18 protein-coding genes and 2 pseudogenes are annotated in these 13,169 nt (G+C 36.6%); 10 read left to right on the plus strand and 10 right to left on the minus strand.

Translation table 11 applies throughout. The features are described 5' to 3' along the window. Window positions 1-105: 105 nt before the first annotated feature. Entirely contained in the window at window positions 106-723 is a 618-nt protein-coding gene (locus ACWYN3_RS16030) for a nitroreductase family protein (protein WP_456222029.1), read from the minus strand. 106 nt (window positions 724-829) lie between these two features. Here ACWYN3_RS16030 and ACWYN3_RS16035 point away from each other — a divergent pair, with 106 nt between their 5' ends. Then, on the plus strand, window positions 830-1,144 hold the full coding sequence (locus ACWYN3_RS16035; RefSeq protein ID WP_456222030.1) for a winged helix-turn-helix transcriptional regulator: 315 nt from the start codon (window positions 830-832) through the stop codon (window positions 1,142-1,144). Window positions 1,145-1,273: 129 nt separating this feature from the next. Here the strand turns inward: ACWYN3_RS16035 and ACWYN3_RS16040 are convergent, their stop codons facing one another. From ACWYN3_RS16040 to ACWYN3_RS16055, 4 genes and pseudogenes are all read right to left on the minus strand, one after another. Continuing rightward, the gene (locus ACWYN3_RS16040; RefSeq protein WP_456222031.1) at window positions 1,274-1,600 is read right to left on the minus strand and encodes a hypothetical protein; all 327 of its coding nucleotides are present in this window, start codon (window positions 1,598-1,600) and stop codon (window positions 1,274-1,276) included. 11 nt (window positions 1,601-1,611) lie between these two features. Beyond that, window positions 1,612-1,911, minus strand: coding sequence for a hypothetical protein (locus tag ACWYN3_RS16045; RefSeq protein WP_456222032.1), 300 nt, complete (start codon window positions 1,909-1,911; stop codon window positions 1,612-1,614). Further along, window positions 1,886-2,137, minus strand: coding sequence for an AarF/UbiB family protein (locus ACWYN3_RS16050; protein ID WP_456223038.1), 252 nt, complete (start codon window positions 2,135-2,137; stop codon window positions 1,886-1,888). Before ACWYN3_RS16050 ends, ACWYN3_RS16045 begins: the two co-directional genes overlap by 26 nt. Then, window positions 2,128-2,937, minus strand: a pseudogene (locus tag ACWYN3_RS16055) (ABC1 kinase family protein); the annotation flags it as partial. The pseudogene ACWYN3_RS16055 and the gene ACWYN3_RS16050, both read right to left, overlap by 10 nt. Window positions 2,938-3,129: 192 nt before the next feature. On the opposite strand from ACWYN3_RS16055, the gene ACWYN3_RS16060 reads away from it, so the two are divergent. Then, on the plus strand, window positions 3,130-3,387 hold the full coding sequence (locus tag ACWYN3_RS16060) for a hypothetical protein (protein WP_456222033.1): 258 nt from the start codon (window positions 3,130-3,132) through the stop codon (window positions 3,385-3,387). Window positions 3,388-3,546: 159 nt separating this feature from the next. On the opposite strand, the gene ACWYN3_RS16065 is transcribed toward ACWYN3_RS16060, so the two are convergent. From ACWYN3_RS16065 to ACWYN3_RS16085, 5 genes are all read right to left on the minus strand, one after another. Beyond that, the gene (locus ACWYN3_RS16065; RefSeq protein WP_456222034.1) at window positions 3,547-3,897 is read right to left on the minus strand and encodes a DHCW motif cupin fold protein; all 351 of its coding nucleotides are present in this window, start codon (window positions 3,895-3,897) and stop codon (window positions 3,547-3,549) included. Between the two features lie 66 nt (window positions 3,898-3,963). Continuing rightward, on the minus strand, window positions 3,964-4,533 hold the full coding sequence (locus tag ACWYN3_RS16070) for a GNAT family N-acetyltransferase (RefSeq protein ID WP_456222035.1): 570 nt from the start codon (window positions 4,531-4,533) through the stop codon (window positions 3,964-3,966). After that, the gene (locus ACWYN3_RS16075) at window positions 4,518-4,721 is read right to left on the minus strand and encodes a hypothetical protein (RefSeq protein WP_456222036.1); all 204 of its coding nucleotides are present in this window, start codon (window positions 4,719-4,721) and stop codon (window positions 4,518-4,520) included. Before ACWYN3_RS16075 ends, ACWYN3_RS16070 begins: the two co-directional genes overlap by 16 nt. Window positions 4,722-4,858: 137 nt before the next feature. Further along, a complete protein-coding gene (locus ACWYN3_RS16080; protein ID WP_456222037.1) occupies window positions 4,859-5,782 on the minus strand; it encodes a hypothetical protein in 924 nt (307 codons plus the stop codon). A 114-nt stretch (window positions 5,783-5,896) separates the two neighbouring features. Then, window positions 5,897-6,580, minus strand: a complete 684-nt coding sequence (locus tag ACWYN3_RS16085) for a S24 family peptidase (protein ID WP_456222038.1) — start codon at window positions 6,578-6,580, stop codon at window positions 5,897-5,899. A 339-nt stretch (window positions 6,581-6,919) separates the two neighbouring features. Between ACWYN3_RS16085 and ACWYN3_RS16090 the strand changes: the two genes are divergently transcribed. The 8 genes and pseudogenes from ACWYN3_RS16090 (at window position 6,920) to ACWYN3_RS16125 (ending at window position 13,161) form a co-directional block, all read left to right on the plus strand. Then, window positions 6,920-7,171 carry a hypothetical protein gene (locus ACWYN3_RS16090; RefSeq protein WP_456222039.1) on the plus strand — a complete coding sequence of 84 codons (252 nt, stop codon included), beginning with the start codon at window positions 6,920-6,922 and terminating at the stop codon, window positions 7,169-7,171. A 41-nt stretch (window positions 7,172-7,212) separates the two neighbouring features. Next, the gene (locus ACWYN3_RS16095; RefSeq protein WP_456222040.1) at window positions 7,213-7,650 is read left to right on the plus strand and encodes an Hsp70 family protein; all 438 of its coding nucleotides are present in this window, start codon (window positions 7,213-7,215) and stop codon (window positions 7,648-7,650) included. A gap of 31 nt (window positions 7,651-7,681) precedes the next feature. Next, the gene (locus ACWYN3_RS16100) at window positions 7,682-8,215 is read left to right on the plus strand and encodes an Hsp70 family protein (protein ID WP_456222041.1); all 534 of its coding nucleotides are present in this window, start codon (window positions 7,682-7,684) and stop codon (window positions 8,213-8,215) included. Between the two features lie 262 nt (window positions 8,216-8,477). Further along, window positions 8,478-9,035, plus strand: coding sequence for a hypothetical protein (locus ACWYN3_RS16105; RefSeq protein ID WP_456222042.1), 558 nt, complete (start codon window positions 8,478-8,480; stop codon window positions 9,033-9,035). Window positions 9,036-9,206: 171 nt separating this feature from the next. Beyond that, window positions 9,207-9,641 carry an efflux RND transporter periplasmic adaptor subunit gene (locus ACWYN3_RS16110; protein ID WP_456222043.1) on the plus strand — a complete coding sequence of 145 codons (435 nt, stop codon included), beginning with the start codon at window positions 9,207-9,209 and terminating at the stop codon, window positions 9,639-9,641. Next, on the plus strand, window positions 9,562-10,272 hold the full coding sequence (locus tag ACWYN3_RS16115) for an efflux RND transporter periplasmic adaptor subunit (RefSeq protein ID WP_456222044.1): 711 nt from the start codon (window positions 9,562-9,564) through the stop codon (window positions 10,270-10,272). Before ACWYN3_RS16110 ends, ACWYN3_RS16115 begins: the two co-directional genes overlap by 80 nt. A 93-nt stretch (window positions 10,273-10,365) precedes the next feature. After that, window positions 10,366-12,220: pseudogene (locus tag ACWYN3_RS16120) on the plus strand (efflux RND transporter permease subunit). Further along, window positions 12,214-13,161 carry an efflux RND transporter permease subunit gene (locus ACWYN3_RS16125; RefSeq protein WP_456222045.1) on the plus strand — a complete coding sequence of 316 codons (948 nt, stop codon included), beginning with the start codon at window positions 12,214-12,216 and terminating at the stop codon, window positions 13,159-13,161. The pseudogene ACWYN3_RS16120 and the gene ACWYN3_RS16125 overlap by 7 nt, the downstream one beginning before the upstream one ends. The last annotated feature ends 8 nt before the right edge of the window (window positions 13,162-13,169 follow it).

The raw sequence follows: 13,169 nt of genomic DNA on the forward strand, positions 1-13,169 counted from the left end.
TATAATAATTTTGGACACTAGCTGTGTCCAAAATATCATTTACAATTCAGTTACTGAGGATACCAAACATTAATTTCGCATCCTTAGTAAACTAAATGATTTCTGTTATAAAATTTCTTTTGGAGTTCTAACCTTCTTCATATTCACCAGCCAGTCATTGGCTTCGTCCCTGTAACCTAATGCAAGGATCACTGCACTTTTCAATCCCAGTTCCTTTAAGCCCAACAATTCATCCAAAGCGGGTGGTAAAAACCCTTCTATTGGAGTAGCATCAACTCTTTGCTCTGCCGCTGCACCAATCGCCAGGCCAAATGAAATATAAGCTTGTCTCGCAGCATGGTTGGCATGCCACTCCTGCCCAAGAGGCTCGTACAAACCCCAAAGTATCTTTTTATAATCATCCATTGCATCTGCAGGCAATCCTCTTTCAGTAATAATTTTACCAAATATATCTTCTATCTTTTCTAAGCTATAACCATCCCAGGCTGCAAAGACTAATAAATGTGAGGCATCAGTAATCTGACTCTGATTATAAGCAATAGGCTTTATTTTTTCCAGTAATTCTTTATTAGAAATTACAAAAACGCGATAAGGTTGTAATCCTGATGAGGATGGGGCAAGCCGAGATGCTTCTAAGATATAATCAAGTTTGTCTTGCGGAACAACTTGTCCGTTCATTTTTTTTGTGGCATATCGCCAATTTAATGCTTCTAGTAAGACCATTTTAAAAAAGTTTTTTTTAATGAGTCAAAAGTAGATATAGTTTATATATTTTTGTCATATGGTTACCAAAAGTAACAGTGACAAAAAGTATACTAACTAACATATTATGGATCAAAACACCTTAACAATAACAGAAAAGTGCAGTGGTAGAATACTTGCTATACATGATGCTGTGGATATCTTAAATGGTCGCTGGAAGATTACTATTATGGGTGCACTTTTTATAAATAAAATGAGGTTCACTGATCTTTTGCGTGAAATAAATGGGATTTCAGGTAAAATGTTAAGTCGTGAATTAAAAGATCTGGAAATCAACCAGCTCATCACCAGAACCGTTTTAAATACGCAGCCCATAGGAGTTGAATATGAACTCACTGACTATGGCCGCACATTGGAAAAAATGTTCTTGATGCACTTTTAGAATGGGGGCTGAATCATAGAAAAAAGATTATTGGCAAATAAATCCCTCTTGAGATTGCGATAGCAAGTCAGATCGATAATTTCAAAAAACTTGATGAGGATATTCATGATGTACTGAGAAAATAATATTTTACTTATCCTTTGACATCCAGGAAATTAGTAGCGAAATCCCAAAAACAATACTGATCAGGAAACCGAATAACGCGAGAGCGGGTATTCCATTAAATTTAGGTGGTTTATCCGCCAGTACCAATATGGCTGAACTAACAAATAACCCGGCCATCAGAATAGCAAGAACCAACCGGTTCATCAAACGGTTCACCAGTTTTTTAATCAGTGGCAAACCTTCTATTTCCTGCACAATCTTTAAGTCTCCCCCATTAAGTTTACCAATAACAGAATGCACGTCGTCAGGCATTGTCTTCAGTGCTTCAGTCAATGTTCTTAATAACTTCATCCCACTAACCTTCAATTTTCAGGACTAAGTTTACGGAGCGCAATTTTGAATATATAAGGTTTCAGACTTTCGATAATATTCAGATCCGGAATAAGTGCTCTTCCGATACCTTCAATTAATACAATCCCACGAACTAACAGATAAAGATGATCGGGCATCAGTATTTCGTTTTCATTCAGAATCGCCGAGAATTTACTCAAGACTTCTTTAACATCAATTTCTTGCAGTGAGGTACTATTCAGCAAATTAAAGAAATCATGAATATCTTTTTCCAATCTCTTTTCATCACTGATATTGAAACGTATAGCCATTTTTTTTGATGGTAGCGATCAGCCTTCGGGCGTCTTGTTCAATAAAGTGAGAGATGAAATCTTCCAGCAACTCTTTTTCTCCTGACACCATGCTACCCATAGAACCAAAATCAATAAAAGCAATTTTACCATTTTCCAATACCAGAAGATTCCCTGGATGTGGATCTGCATGAAAGAAACCATGCTCCAGTACCTGAACAAGGTAAAGAGATCTAATCCTCTTGATGCAATTGTCGCAGGATCAAGCCCAAGAGAAATAATAGCTTCTTTATCAGTTATTTTAACCCCCTCAACAAATTCCATACACAGCACATTATCGTTACTTAGTTCTGGATAGGCTTTGATCAGATGAATAGATTCAACTATTTTAAAGTTTCTGGAAAACTTTTCAATATTAGCTAATTCATTGAGGAAAGACAGCTCCTGAAAAATAGACTTTTCAAATGCAGCTAATACCTCATTGAGATTTATCTTACGAAACAATTCGCTATAGCTCGTTAAGAGTTTAGCTACATCTTTCATAATCAGCATATCTGAGGCTACAACTTCTCTGATTCCGGTACGTTTTATTTTTAAGACGACTAATGATCCATCTTTCAATCTGGCTCTATACACTTGTGATATAGAAGCAGAGGCAAAAGGCTCCGGGTCAACACTTTCAAAATAATCATCAGGATTGATACCCAACTCTGTTTCAATGCGCTCTTTCACATCCATCACCTCGACTTCCACCTTATCCTGCAATTTTTGCAGTTCAACGATCATTTCTTTAGGTAAAAGATCTTCTCTGCTGCTAAATGCCTGCCCAAATTTCACATAAGTAGGGCCCAATTCTTCAAGCGCCATCCTGATCCGTTCATAAACAGTTAGTGACAACGGCTCCTGTGCTGCTTCATCATCATTATAATCTGAAGGCAATAAACTTTTGATATTGCTCCTGATTAATAATTCCTCAAACCCGTATTTCACAAATATCCTGACTAGTGAAACTGTTCTTTTGAGTTTTCTTTTCTGATTAAGCATCATATTTCATTGATTTAGCAAGCGTATGTGATAAAAGATAAAGAAAAATTCATGCCAAGATACTATAATCCAGGTTGAGATATCAGCTGATTCAAGCCGTATTAAAACGGTCAATCTAATCAATAGTCTTATAACCCCTTAATAATCCGTATCTTTGCCAATTAAATGGATATTTGATATGAAGACTATAGTGATTTGATTAATAGCGACAAAAATTCTGGCAAAATTAAAGATCTTGAGGATGCACTGGATGGCGTAGAAGTAACTTATTCTCGCTGGCTGATTAATCGTGAAAATATCCATACGGGTGAGAAACCAGACAGACTTGGAAATTACTTCCGTTATTTCTACGACGAAAACGGTATTCAATTTTATGTAAAAGACTCACTTCCTATTGATATAAAGAATGCGTGCTGGTCTGCATTCAGAGGTATCTTTGTGAATAAACAATAATTTTCAAAAGGTATCTGAATTGTAATAACTACGAATGGCAAAGGAGAAGATTTATCATCTCCGCCATTAGTTTAAAATTTCTGCATACGCAGGATAATCTCCCCGTTCAGGTTTCTCTATACTCCTCATATTATTGGTGTTCAAATCAAATTTCACAGGCTAATGCTGCCCCAGAAATAAACCATCTATGATAAATAACTTTACTCCCTGTTCTGAAATTGTGCGATGAGAACTCAGTTCATCTGAAACCTGGTAAGACATTCCTTTGCTCAGTTTATACTGGCTTCCATCTGATAACTCTGAAATCATCTCCCCTTCAATACAGTAAATGATATGGCCTTTTGAACACCAGTGATCTGCTTTATAATTTTTCGAATATTCGACAACCCTGATACGCAAATCACCGTATTCTATAGTTTTCCAATAAGCAATACCAGTTTCACCATTATGCCGGGTTGCCGGGATATTTTCCCAATCTGTGTTCTGGAAAGGAATACTTCCTGAATTCATAGCTTTAGTTTTTCTTTACAAGATAGTCTTTTCCAAAAGTTAAGATAAATTTACGGGAGATATTTTTCAAGACAATGAATAACCAATAATTTGTTTTACTGGAATAAAACCTAATTTCAGATAAACCTTCTCTCCTGCTTCAGAAGCATGTAATACACAACGCAATCTGCCTTCTTTAATACACTCTTTGAGCAAATGAACGGTGATATTATAAGCCAGTCCCTTTCCCCTGAATTGCGGTAAAGTCCCAATCATGTGCAAACCTGCATTTCCAAACCGATCATAAAACACAAGACCACATGCGGAAGGCTCATCATTATAGTAACCTACAAAAAGTTTAATACTGTGGTCATTATTAACAAGCGTTTCTATGATTCTACCATCTACCTGGTACTTAAATGATTGAGAAGCAATAGACGCGAACAAGTCAGCATCTGATGCATGACTAACCGTTTGAAATTTGTATTCCGCAGATTGCTCAGCAAAATTCATCTCTGATAAGTCAATCATCATTCCCAATTGTTTCATTTTAGGAATAAATCCTGCCTCTGATAAATTCTCCTGGAAACGAATACTCATCGATTCTGTAAGCGTAAGCATATTCGGCAAATCACCGCTGCTTATTTGGGCAGACATTTTTTTTTAAATACATCAACTTTAGGATCTATTCCCTCCCCCAGGCCAAATATTCTTTTTGGCCAGTCTGATTTTTTAGGAAATACGGCTTTAAAATCCGGTTCGGATAAAATAGTTCTGGAATGGTTACCAGCAAAGTTCCAGAATTCAAATAAATTATCAATAACAATCTTCTCGTTTTGTATCATATCAATTAAAATGTAATACAAATTTAATCACCAGCCAAAAATCATTTGTAGACCAGCATTAATATCACCGATAGTCCAGAGGACCTGGTATAATTCAGCATTCCACTTTTAGCGGAATGCTGAAAACACGATCAAACTTATTGGAATAAATAAGTGTTCATCATATTCTTTATGATAGACTCAAACATAATTTTTGCTTTATCATAATCACCTGCATCAACCAAATTGTTAAAATCTTGTATTTTTAACCTGTGCATATGCTCCGCTATGCTATTACTATTTTCAACCGTATTGATTTTTTCATTTATCGCAGGGCTGACAGAATAATACATTTCAACCAGTGGTCCGTTACCTTCATATTTTAAAAGGTACTCATCCCGAAAATGATTATTAAGACTTAGGCTGTCCATACTTGTATATTTTCTACCTGTATTTTGATTATAAAAAATATTATGTACCGGATCAGGCGGAGGGCATGTAGCAGGACATGGCATTGTAAAATCAAAAATATCCAAACCATCACCCCATGAGTTTACGGCCTCAAAAACAGTATCGTCATAGCCAAAATTAAAATTGATGCCTGTGCAGCCTTCTGTGTTCAGCAGCGCTAGCAAACTTCTGATACCGATAAACGAACCACGCATGATTTTATTAAAATTCTGACCGGGATAATAAGTACTAAAGCGTGAAGTATGGTTGTATAATATTTCCCAGCTTTTTTCAAGGCTTACGCTGTTACCTTTATCATTTAGATAACCCTGAGGTTCTATGATAATATTTGGTATAGAAAGATCTGTTGATGTTATATTGCAGGGCATCAGCAAAAGTACCCTTGATTCCGGGTCATCAGCATTTTCAAAACCATACATAAATCGTATCCCGGAAATTTGATCCGGGTCTTCAAAAGATTTCATGATAGCATCTTTAGAGACAAATACAACAGATTTTTCACAAGGAAATTTCTGCTTAAATCCATTTTTCAGATAGTCTGACAGCTCCTCACTAATCCGCTGTCCTACATCCTGTGCAGCTCTTTTTGTAGCAATAGTTTGTGTTTCCATAATCTGGTTTTTATCTTTAAGTTATATGATCTATTAAAGATAAAATAAAATATTCTAATTAAGAAAATTTAAAAACCATTAATCAAATTGTTAAAAACTGAGCCAGAATCATAATTACTGCATGCTATTGATCCTGATACTGGCTTTTATCCATGCAATTGCCTTAACATGTTTAAGGTTTATATCTTTTGATGAATGATGAGTATTCTGACTAACGAGCTTAATATATTCCTCGCCTTTATCCGATTTCTGAATATATTTTACTACCGTAGTATCGTCCCCATCTATGTTTATAGAAAGTAAATACATCTCACCGTAGAAAATCCCATCTTCAATATTGTTTATCCTTTTGTAGATCACAATATCTCCGCTTTTTAATAATGGATACATACTATCCCCCTTAATATATAAAGCTCCGTCACTCTTTGGAAGATTTGGAATACTGATATAATCAATGATGTTTTCATGCCCTTCGAATAGTTTAACCAGGTCTACAGCAGCTTCCGTATTATAAAGTGGCACGCGCTGACTATTATCGCTTTTAAGGATAAATTCACTGGCAGCAGAGACTAATGCCCCCCCCTTAGTCATCTTCATTGGACCCGAATCATTGAACATCCAATCGAAATTTATTTCAATCTCATTACATAATCTAATTATGAAATCTATTTTAGGAACGATTTTACTCCTGTAATTTCTAATATTAGCCTCACTTGTACCCATTTTCGAGGCGAATTTCGAATTATTATCATCAAAAAACTCTACTGCTATATCATTTACCTTCTTGATTATATCCATTTCATTCCCTTTTCAAAAAATACTATTCCAAACAAATTAATGATTTGAAATGCGATTCAATACTAATCCGACTATCAACAAATGTAGATAAATATGCAAACAGATAACAATCTTCCTTTCAACTGATAAGCATGTGAAAATTCAAGTAACTGTTGTTTTTTAATGAAATTGCACAAATTTAACTTCAGATATTATTCTAATAATTTACCTTTGCACGCGCTATAACAGAGTATATCAATCTTAATATATCTGTAAAATCTCCCCCTGATCATTTTGTCCATGATTGAATGGGGAGTTGCCCACAGAAAAAACATTATAAAACAATATTTCCCTTTTGCGATGAGTAAGTTTCTATATGGAATTGATTTTGGAACAACCAATTCTGCCCTATCTATTTATGACGAAGAAAAAAATGAAATCATAAGTACTATAACAGTTCCTTCCCTCCTGTATTTTCAGCAAGAACAAAGTGCAACCCAGCCACTTAATTATGTAGTCGGTGAAAATGCCATTGATGCTTATCTGAGTGACGGGATGAAGGTCGGTTTATCAAGTCTATCAAGCAAATCTTATCAAGAAGTAGTTTTATAGAAACCCGGATACATAACAAAAGATACAATGCATCTGACCTGGTGGCTTTAATTCTTAAAGACCTGAAAACTAAAGCCGATGAAATTATCGGATATGATTGTCAGAAAGCAGTAATCGGAAGGCCCGTATTTTTTTTTGATGATGATAGTGCTGCAAAAGATACGCTTGCTCAAACCAGGCTGAGTAAAGCTGCAGAAAATGCAGGTTTTACTGAAGTACGTTTTCAATTTGAGCCTATAGGTGCTGCATTTGCCTATGAAAAAACAATCAAAAAGAAAGAAAAAGTACTTGTAGCCGATTTAGGCGGAGGAACGACAGATTTCACTTACCTGATACTTGACCCCGACAATGTTGGTAACAAGGACAGGAGAAATGATATGATTGCCTCTGGTGGTATTTATATAGGCGGAGATAGTTTCGATTCTGCATTTATGTGGGATAAAGGAACTCATATACTTTGGAAAAAACACTTTATATGAAGCTACACCAGGAAAAGTCCTGACTGTGCCCATGTCGCTCTTCGCAAATATCTGTACCTGGGATAAGATGAACTTTTTCAATGGTCTTAGAATACAGAAAGACTTACAGGATTATTATCATTATTCTAAAAAAGACCGGAAATTCAAGAACCTGATCACCCTGATTGAAAATAATCTCGGCTACTCGGTATTCCGTTCCATAGAAAAAACAAAAATCACCCTTTCTGATGAGCAGGTATCTCAGTTCAACTATTCGAATATGGAAATCGAAATCGACGAAGAAGTTTCCAAAGAACAATATGCTGTTGTCATCGAAAAAGACATTAAAAAGATCAGTGTTTACCTCGATGAATTTATGTTAAAAAACAATATAAAAGCAGAAGAGATTGACAGTTTGTTTCTTACCGGTGGAAGTTCACTGGTTGGAGGTGTACAAAATCTTTTCAGAAATAAATTCCCTCATATCCCTGTAAATTCTGGAGAGATAACTTCACCAGTGTTGCTAAAGGTCTTGCCTATAGTGGTTATCTGTTTGACGCTGATTAAATCCAGCCCGGTGATATAAGATTAATTGATCTGACATCATTCTTATTATATGCATATAGCCCCTGATTATAATCAGGGGCTATATGCGTTTTAAAGACATTTCTCAAATCCCTCATTTATACCAAATAACAACCTAATTACGCCCTCATACCCTATTTAAAATCAACACCCTCTATAAAATCACCGTTTTATACCAATTCTCCCCTTAAACGGCCCTTTCCTGGACATACCTGCCCATGCATATTTGTGGTATCATAAGATTTAGACGAAAACCACGAAAAATGAGCAACAAATTAGATCAAAAAATCACTTTTATAATTGATGGAACAAGTGAGGTAGGCAAAGAAATTGTCCGCTCATTTCTTTTAGAGAATGCAACCGTGATCGTACCCGCTTTTAATAAGTGTAAGCTCATGCAGCTCGAAGAATATGTAAAAGATATACAAACCGGTAAGCTCATTTCTTTTTTAACTAATACCTATTTTGAGAAAAGATCAATTGTCTCAGAAATCCTCAAAAAACTCTTTCTTCGGGTTGACTTAATACTTACAGTACTGGAAAATGATGCTAAAGACTACTCATTTTTCACAGACGTAGAGATTAATGATATTCAAAAAACATTAAAAAATGATATCTGGCCTTGCCTGATCTGCTCGCAAATCTTCCTTACACATGGCAGAAGAACAAGGTGCATGTATATAGCAGTTACCCAAAATAGTAATCAGAAATCAGACAAACCTCTTGACAGATTCCTGCTGAATGTCCAAACACAAATAGCCGAGCTTGTTTCGGAAGAAACTGATCAGGTAAAAAAACTAATTACTATCATTTATTTCTGAACGATGAGGTGATAAAAAACGGAAAAGGCTTAAAAGGCTCCGCACTCGCTGGTCAGTATATCCTGGATATTTTTTTTGAAGTACATCCTCCGTATGAGGAATCATCATTCATCTGTCTTTAATCCATTTAAACCTTTCACATTTTAAAACCCAATCACATATCCATTCATTATGACATTATCTTTAAGAAAAATAATATCATTACTACTCATCACATCTTTAGTCTACAGCTGTAGTAATAAGAAGCAAAAAGAGGCCGGAGTAACCGCAACAAAAGTAATAGTAGTGCAAGTCAACCTAAAAGAGAGAGAAGATATCCTGAGTTACAGTGGTACCATTGAAGCCGAAAACACCGTATCTCTCGGTTTCAGTATACCGGGCAGAGTATTAGCTGTAAATGTTCAGGAAGGTCAGCATATCAAAAAGGGACAATTAATGGCCTCTATTGAGACTCAGGATTATCAGAATGCATTTGTGATCGCTAAAGCAGTCTATGATCAGGCGGCCGATAATTTCAAAAGATTAAATGAACTCTATCAAAAAAATAGTCTCCCGGAAAGAGACTTCATTTCAGCAAAATCGGCGATGGCACGCAAAGGCCAATAGAGATCTGTCCTCAAAAAAAGTTACTGACACCAGGTTACATGCCCCTTTTACTGGTATTTTAACAGAAAAACTGATAGAATCCGGAGCGTCAGCAGCACCAGGAGTCCCGGTATTCACTTTGGTAAAAACTGACCAGGTATATGCCAGAATATCTGTTAGTGAAAGCGAAATTGCCAATTTATCATCTGGCGTAAATGCATTAATTGATGTCCCCGTACTAGATAAAAAACTCGAAGGGAAAGTTAATATCATCAACCCTAAAGCAGAAAAAACATCAAAAAACTATGCGGTTAAAATCAGGCTGAACAATAGCGATGGGAAACTACTGCCCGGTATGATTGCTAATATCCTGATTAAGACAGGTAGAAAACGGAATACAATCCTGATTCCTGCACAATCAATTGTAAGAGATCCGGACAATATCACTTATGTTTTTATAGCAAAAGATAATAATACTGCAATCAGGAGGCGTATCACCACATCAGCTATAACTGGTATGAATGAAGTTATTGTGATTTCCGGAATCAGCTCAGGTGATCAGCTTATCATTTCAGGACAGACAAAACTTGAAGATGGGGCCCGGATCAGCTTCATTGCCAATCCAATTAGTTTAAAAAATAAAACAGAATAGGTGATGATACGGAACAAAAGAAAAATACATTTTTTAGAGGCTGCAATGAAACACAAACAAGTGGTCATTGTGGTGACTGCTATACTGCTGATCATGGGGATATTCGCATTACTGAATATGCCCAGAAGTGAAAATCCACGGATTGACATGCCTACAGCAATGGTCTATGCATTTTATCCAGGTGCAGACGAACACCAGGTAGAACAAGAAGTTACTAAAAAAATAGAGCAGTATCTATTTTCGTTTGAAGAGGTAAAAAAAAGAAAAACACGATCTGAAACTAAAGAAGGACAGACATTCATTACTGTAGAAATGGATGCAGACATCAAAGACAAGAAGAAGTTCTGGCACACGATGCAGTTAGACATAGATGCCAAATTACGTCCGCAATTGCCTCCCGGGATAATAGGCCCATTTGTCAATAGCAGTTTCAGTGAAGTAACTGCCATGATTATCGCCGTTTCTTCACCAGACCGAAATTACGCTGAAATCGAGAAATACTTAGATAAACTGGAAGATGGATTAAAAATAATCCCTACAGTTTCCAAGATCAATAGAAGTGGTGAGCAACGTCAGCAGCTATATGTGAATGTAAACGATCAGAAACTACAGCAATATGGTTTTGATATATCTACTGTTATCAATGTATTGAAACAGCAGAATATTACCGCCTATACAGGAGAACTGAATACAGGAGCTAATAACATTATTCCCATTCACAGCAGCAGCAGGTATAAATCTGAAAATGAAGTAGCAAATCAGATTATATATACAACGCCAGAAGGCACACTGGTAAGATTAAAAGATATTGCGAATATAGAACGCCGTTTTGAGGAGAAATCTTCTTTTGTCCGCTTGGTGAAGAAAAAGCAATGGTGCTATCTATTGATATGCAAGCAGGAAATAACATCGTGCAGTTTGGTAAAAAACTGGAAGCAAGAATTACAGAGATACAGCGGACCTTCCCTCCTGATGTTAAAATCAAAACAATAGTTAACCAGCCGGAAATAGTTCAGGATAGTATCAGTCATTTTATGATAGAATTTGGAATGGCAATCGTAGCAGTAATTGTCGTAGTGATGCTTCTTTTACCTTTCCGCGTGGCAACAGTAGCTTCTCTGGCAGCTCCGATTTCAATCATTGTCACTTTTGGTGTGATGTATATGATGGGACTGGAATTGCACCAGGTAACACTTGCTGCCTTAATTATCGTAATCGGTATGGTTGTAGATGATGCAATTGTGGTTGTTGACAATTATATTGAGAAACTGGACGAAGGAGTCACACCATGGACCGCAGCATGGCAATCTGCAAAACAGTTATCAATTCCTATATTGACAGCCACACAATTGCTATTATTTTCGCTTTTGCACCGCTGGCATTTTTTCAGGAAGGTATAGCAAAAGACTTTTCTGCATCCTTACCAGTTACGGTAACCATTGCTCTTGTCAATTCAATTCTGGTCGCTTTATTACTGACACCTTATATGTGTTATGTATTTATCAAAAAGGGATTAAAACATAAAATGAGTGACCGCCCTCTTGATCATAAGAGCTTATTGGACAAGTTGCAAAATGGCTTTGATAAAGGGGTTGAATGGGCTTTCAGATGGCCGAAGACAATCATGCTTATTGGAGCCGGCTCCGTTTTGTTTGCTGTTGTAATCGCTGGAAAAGTAGATCCCGAATTCTATCCGATCAGTGAAAGAAACCAATTCAATATGGAAGTTTGGTTACCAGCAGGATCATCACTCGAAAAAACTGAGAATGTAGTCAAAGATCTGGAACAGATTCTAAAAAAAGATGATCGAGTAGTTGATATTACAAGTTTTATTGGTATGAGCTCGCCACGCTTTCATACCTCTCATATGCCCCTGAAACACCAAGAAGAAATTTCGCGCAAATATTTATCACTACAAAGAGCAACAAAGCCTCTGATGATATGGTAAGGGAATATATCGGAAAATTAGATAGATTCCTGCCTGACGGTAATATCAAGCTAAAACAACTCAGTTTTCAAGAAGAAGCACCCATCGCAGTCAGGGTAATTGGCGAAAATGAAAATGACCAGAAAAGAGTTGCCTTGCAGATCAAACAAATCTTAAAGAAAGCGAAAGGCACTAACTATATAAGGTTAAATAATGACGAAGATTATTTCGGAATCAAACTCAATATTGATGAAGATAAAGCCAGTCGTCTGGGAATATCAAATCAAGCTATTACGCAAACATTAGGAGCGGGATTAAAAGGGTTCAATATTTCAACATTATGGGAAAGCGACAAACCAGTTGATATATTTCTCCGTTACGATTCCCTTAGTCGTCAAAACTCTCTTGCGCTCGAGAACCTGCACATCAGCTCTGCTGCTTATGGCAGTAAAATACCATTAAAAGAAGTTGCAGCGCTCACTCCGGATTGGCACACTGGAATGATTGCCCGTCGCAATGGTTTAAAAACATTATCAGTTTTCTCTGAAGCACAGTTAGGTATCAAACCTTCAAAAATCATGAAGGAAGTGCAGCCGGAAATTGAAAAAATAAGCCTGCCAAAAGGGATAACAATCAAATATGGTGGTGATGCTGAGTCGAGTGCTGAAAATGAACCTGGAATGATGACTTCTATGGGTGTGAGTTTAGTATTAATTTTTCTGACCCTGCTCTTTCAGTTTAAAAACCTGGGCAAATCACTGATTGTCCTGACTACCTTCCCTTTAAGTCTGTTAGGTGCATTCTCTGGTCTATATTTAACAGGAAATCCATTAGGTCTGACTGGTTTTATGGGAATCATCAGCCTGATTGGTATTGTAGTGCGCAATGGGATTATCCTGGTTGATTATGCCGACGAATTAATACGGGATCATCATTACACAAAGTTAAAGCGGCAGCAATAGCAGCAGCA

This window comes from Pedobacter sp. NJ-S-72, from assembly GCF_053890575.1.

Excerpts from the sequence above, each read along its gene's own strand:
- ACWYN3_RS16030 (WP_456222029.1), bottom strand. The coding sequence starts at position 723 with ATGGTCTTACTAGAAGCATTAAATTGGCGATATGCCACAAAAAAAATG.
- ACWYN3_RS16035 (WP_456222030.1), top strand. The coding sequence starts at position 830 with ATGGATCAAAACACCTTAACAATAACAGAAAAGTGCAGTGGTAGAATA.
- ACWYN3_RS16040 (WP_456222031.1), bottom strand. The coding sequence starts at position 1,600 with ATGAAGTTATTAAGAACATTGACTGAAGCACTGAAGACAATGCCTGAC.
- ACWYN3_RS16045 (WP_456222032.1), bottom strand. The coding sequence starts at position 1,911 with ATGGCTATACGTTTCAATATCAGTGATGAAAAGAGATTGGAAAAAGAT.
- ACWYN3_RS16065 (WP_456222034.1), bottom strand. The coding sequence starts at position 3,897 with ATGAATTCAGGAAGTATTCCTTTCCAGAACACAGATTGGGAAAATATC.
- ACWYN3_RS16070 (WP_456222035.1), bottom strand. The coding sequence starts at position 4,533 with ATGTCTGCCCAAATAAGCAGCGGTGATTTGCCGAATATGCTTACGCTT.
- ACWYN3_RS16075 (WP_456222036.1), bottom strand. The coding sequence starts at position 4,721 with ATGATACAAAACGAGAAGATTGTTATTGATAATTTATTTGAATTCTGG.
- ACWYN3_RS16080 (WP_456222037.1), bottom strand. The coding sequence starts at position 5,782 with ATGGAAACACAAACTATTGCTACAAAAAGAGCTGCACAGGATGTAGGA.
- ACWYN3_RS16085 (WP_456222038.1), bottom strand. The coding sequence starts at position 6,580 with ATGGATATAATCAAGAAGGTAAATGATATAGCAGTAGAGTTTTTTGAT.
- ACWYN3_RS16090 (WP_456222039.1), top strand. The coding sequence starts at position 6,920 with ATGAGTAAGTTTCTATATGGAATTGATTTTGGAACAACCAATTCTGCC.
- ACWYN3_RS16100 (WP_456222041.1), top strand. The coding sequence starts at position 7,682 with ATGTCGCTCTTCGCAAATATCTGTACCTGGGATAAGATGAACTTTTTC.
- ACWYN3_RS16105 (WP_456222042.1), top strand. The coding sequence starts at position 8,478 with ATGAGCAACAAATTAGATCAAAAAATCACTTTTATAATTGATGGAACA.
- ACWYN3_RS16110 (WP_456222043.1), top strand. The coding sequence starts at position 9,207 with ATGACATTATCTTTAAGAAAAATAATATCATTACTACTCATCACATCT.
- ACWYN3_RS16115 (WP_456222044.1), top strand. The coding sequence starts at position 9,562 with ATGAACTCTATCAAAAAAATAGTCTCCCGGAAAGAGACTTCATTTCAG.
- ACWYN3_RS16125 (WP_456222045.1), top strand. The coding sequence starts at position 12,214 with ATGGTAAGGGAATATATCGGAAAATTAGATAGATTCCTGCCTGACGGT.